At 40.7% G+C, this 3,135-nt stretch carries 3 protein-coding genes and 1 pseudogene; all 4 read right to left on the reverse strand.

The genetic code is table 11. The annotated features are described in order from the left end of the window. Window positions 1-181, reverse strand: a pseudogene (locus tag K8S13_RS24785) (hypothetical protein); the annotation flags it as partial. A 2-nt stretch (window positions 182-183) separates the two neighbouring features. Beyond that, window positions 184-1,668, reverse strand: a complete 1,485-nt coding sequence (locus K8S13_RS24790) for a helix-turn-helix domain-containing protein (protein ID WP_291466405.1) — start codon at window positions 1,666-1,668, stop codon at window positions 184-186. Next, window positions 1,646-2,566, reverse strand: a complete 921-nt coding sequence (locus tag K8S13_RS24795; RefSeq protein ID WP_291466406.1) for a KorB domain-containing protein — start codon at window positions 2,564-2,566, stop codon at window positions 1,646-1,648. The genes K8S13_RS24790 and K8S13_RS24795 overlap by 23 nt, the downstream gene beginning before the upstream one ends. A 232-nt stretch (window positions 2,567-2,798) precedes the next feature. Continuing rightward, window positions 2,799-3,135, reverse strand: a 337-nt coding sequence (locus K8S13_RS24800; RefSeq protein ID WP_291466407.1) for a hypothetical protein, incomplete at its 5' end; no start/stop codon positions are given.

Consider the following 3,135-nt stretch of genomic DNA (forward strand, 5'->3'; position numbering starts at 1 on the left):
GACTTATCCTTCGTTTTCTGGCATTTTCCTGCTTGGTTTTGTACTCTTGCTCAACCACATACTTTAAAAGCCGGACAGATGAGAAACCGCCTTTCCTGGCAATGTCGATATAATGGTCCCAGTTGGCAAGCAAGCCTCTCAACCCGAGATATTTAAGCATTTTTTCAAACTCTTCATCCATTGTTATTCCTTATTTTTGTAAATTGATAGATCCGCCTCATCGGCAAACCGGCTTTCAAGATATGCCGGTCTTTTTGTGAACTCTTCATTGATTTCAGGCAACGGCATTTCATAGTTTGATTGTTTTAAAAGCAGCCGGATAATATTCTCAATGGTATCCACATTTTTGATTCTGTATTTCAAGGCTCGCTTGAGGGCCTGGGCAAACACAGACAGGGCAGTTTTTTTATGCAGAGTGTATAATTGTCGGATCAATCTGTGCTTTGTCTTGCCCTTCATTGTAAGAACAAAAGTAAGATAGGCATCCACTTCAGGAGCTGTAGAGCGTAAAATTTTTTCCTCGCCTGCTGTGGGTCTTTTCCGGTTGTTTGGCTGGTATTTTGGTTTTGGTTCTCCCTTTGGACTGAATTTTTTATTCTTAACACCATCCATGGGCAATTGGTATTCTGCCAGTTTTTTTCTTTTATAGTAGATCTCCAAATGGTCACAGAACTGCACAATTTTTACATCAAACCTTGTTTTTCCCGGCACCCAGTAAAAGTTCCCGTTAACAGCGGCATACCCATATTGATCCGTCCCTCTTTCATGGGCAATATAAGGAGGCGTGATATAGGCAGGCAGCTTCTCAAGAAAAGATTGTTCATACTCAAATGCCTTGGTCGGGATCATTTTTGTTTTACTTACCGGCCTGTTTGGCAGCCTGATGGTTGCCCAGTCAAATGCCTGTTGGTTCATGTCCTCTATGGTTTCAAAGTTACGGCCTGGAAAAAAATTGGTTTCTACTGTATAAAAGCTGCGTTCATTGCCGGCTTTCCTATTGGAATGCCTTACTTCGTGGCAGATAAATTCAAATCCATATTGTTTGGCAAATTGTTTCATCTCAGGGGCCATAACAGCATTTTTACCGGTTCCCCGAAGGCGGGCAAGATTGGTGTTGTCAATGATACAGATCGGAGCGGCATATCCCCAGAAGGTCAGCGCTTCATGGATAAAGCACTTCATGGCAAACCGGTTGAATGAATGATAAAATTTTAAATACCGCATCTTTGAGTATCTCATATAAATGATGCTGGCAACGACCTTGACCCGGTTTGTTCCAAATTTTACGGTATAAGGACTTGTATCGTGCTGCATTTCTGCTCCTGGTTCATCAGGTTTCTGGTCACAGCGCTGGTTTTTTGGTTGCCCAAGATTCAGTTCACGTATATTGCGTGTCAATGTGGAATACCCGATCAAAATTCCTTCTTCTTCAATAAGAATCTCATGGATTCTCTGGACATAACCATCACATTTTGTATGAAGCTTCCTGAGAAGTTCAGGGTCAACATTTATTTTGTCCTGCCTTATTGTTTCCGGGAGCCGGCCCTTCTGGTCAATAATATTACCGACGGTATTGGTGCTGACCTTAAGTTTGCGGGATATTTCTCGAATACCCATTCCTTCATTATGAAGAAGGAAAATTGCTTTACGCTTGTTCACATCGATCATATAGATCCCTCACAGCGATGATAAAATTATCCATAATATCAATGACCCCTTGAACCAAAAGACTTGCCTGAACCTGAAAGATATCACTGCCAAGGCGGTCATTCCTGGCACTATAGGTGATTTTTTGCATATATCGTTGTACAGACTCAAGATCTCTGAGCATCTTTTGTTCTGCATTTGTACACTCTGTTGTCCGACCTGATATTTTCTTTAACTGATTCAGACCCCAGGTGATATGGCCCTCTTTGATCTGTTGCCGTAAATTATCAGACCCTTTGAAAAACCCGTTAGCCAAAAGTTCAATGTCACGGATGCTCAACCCTTTACCGGCAACCAATTTTACAAACTCATCAATCTCATTTTTTCTAATTGAGTTCATACGTATGAACTTTCGCAGTGTGTACATAAATGAATAAACAGGAAAATCTCCGTTAAATACCCGCTTTGCCACGTACTCACTCATTTCACCAAGAATACCGGCCCGCATGCTCACCCATGCTTTACTTTTTTGAAGAAGATCGGCAATATCTCCATGGGTCATGCCATGTACCTTTTTAAGTTCATCAATCATTTTTGCCTGTTCCAGGATCGTAAGGGGGCGGGCGATTGAGTTCCTGATAAGCTTGATAATGCCAAGGGGCTCATCACTTCCAAAAGAACTATAGGGAACCATTCCGATATTAAGCTTTTTTGCACACCTGTATCGTTTAAATCCATCAAGAAGAATTTTAGTCCCGTCTCCAAGATCAATGCCCTTAAGTGGCTCCTGGATATCATGTTCAATAATCGAGGCAAGTAATGCCCTTTCAATTCTTTTGGATTTTAACCTGAATTTTTCGTACCTCAGGTCCAAATTATTAATTTCTACGTGTGACCTTAAAGTTCTCTTCTCAACCATGCTTTTTCCTTAGTTTCTGCTCTTAAGGGTATGCATCATATTTTTGACTCAGACTATAACAGAAACATCCAAGACAATGATTGCAGGCCTGTGTGAGAAGGTTAAAAACATTGAAAAAAAATTCAAACTATGAAATTTTATAGAAAAAAGAAGGCTTTATAAAAATTACGATGGTGTCAGATAAAACCATCAGGATTTTTGTGCGCACTTCACCTGTGCGGGATACTGGCAGTTAATTTCTATGCTGAGATGCCCGGCCAAATAACCAGAAGGTCATATGTAAAAAGACAGTGTCTTGCTCTGACCCACCGGATTGTTGATAATAATCCCAGGCAAATGCAGTAGGCCCCCGAATGGGATGATCGCTAATCTGGGATTGATGGTTTATAAGAAGGTCTAAAAATAGCTTTAAACCGCCAGTATTCTGTAGTTGTTCATAATAAAATTTGGATACCATATTGACGTCGGCTGACATCAATAGTTCAAAAGCTGCCAGAATCATTCGTTGCCAGGATATCATTGTGCTGATATTGATAAAATCTGCAACATCACCCAGATTATTAAGTTCA

The sequence above is a fragment of the Desulfobacula sp. genome (assembly GCF_021107415.1).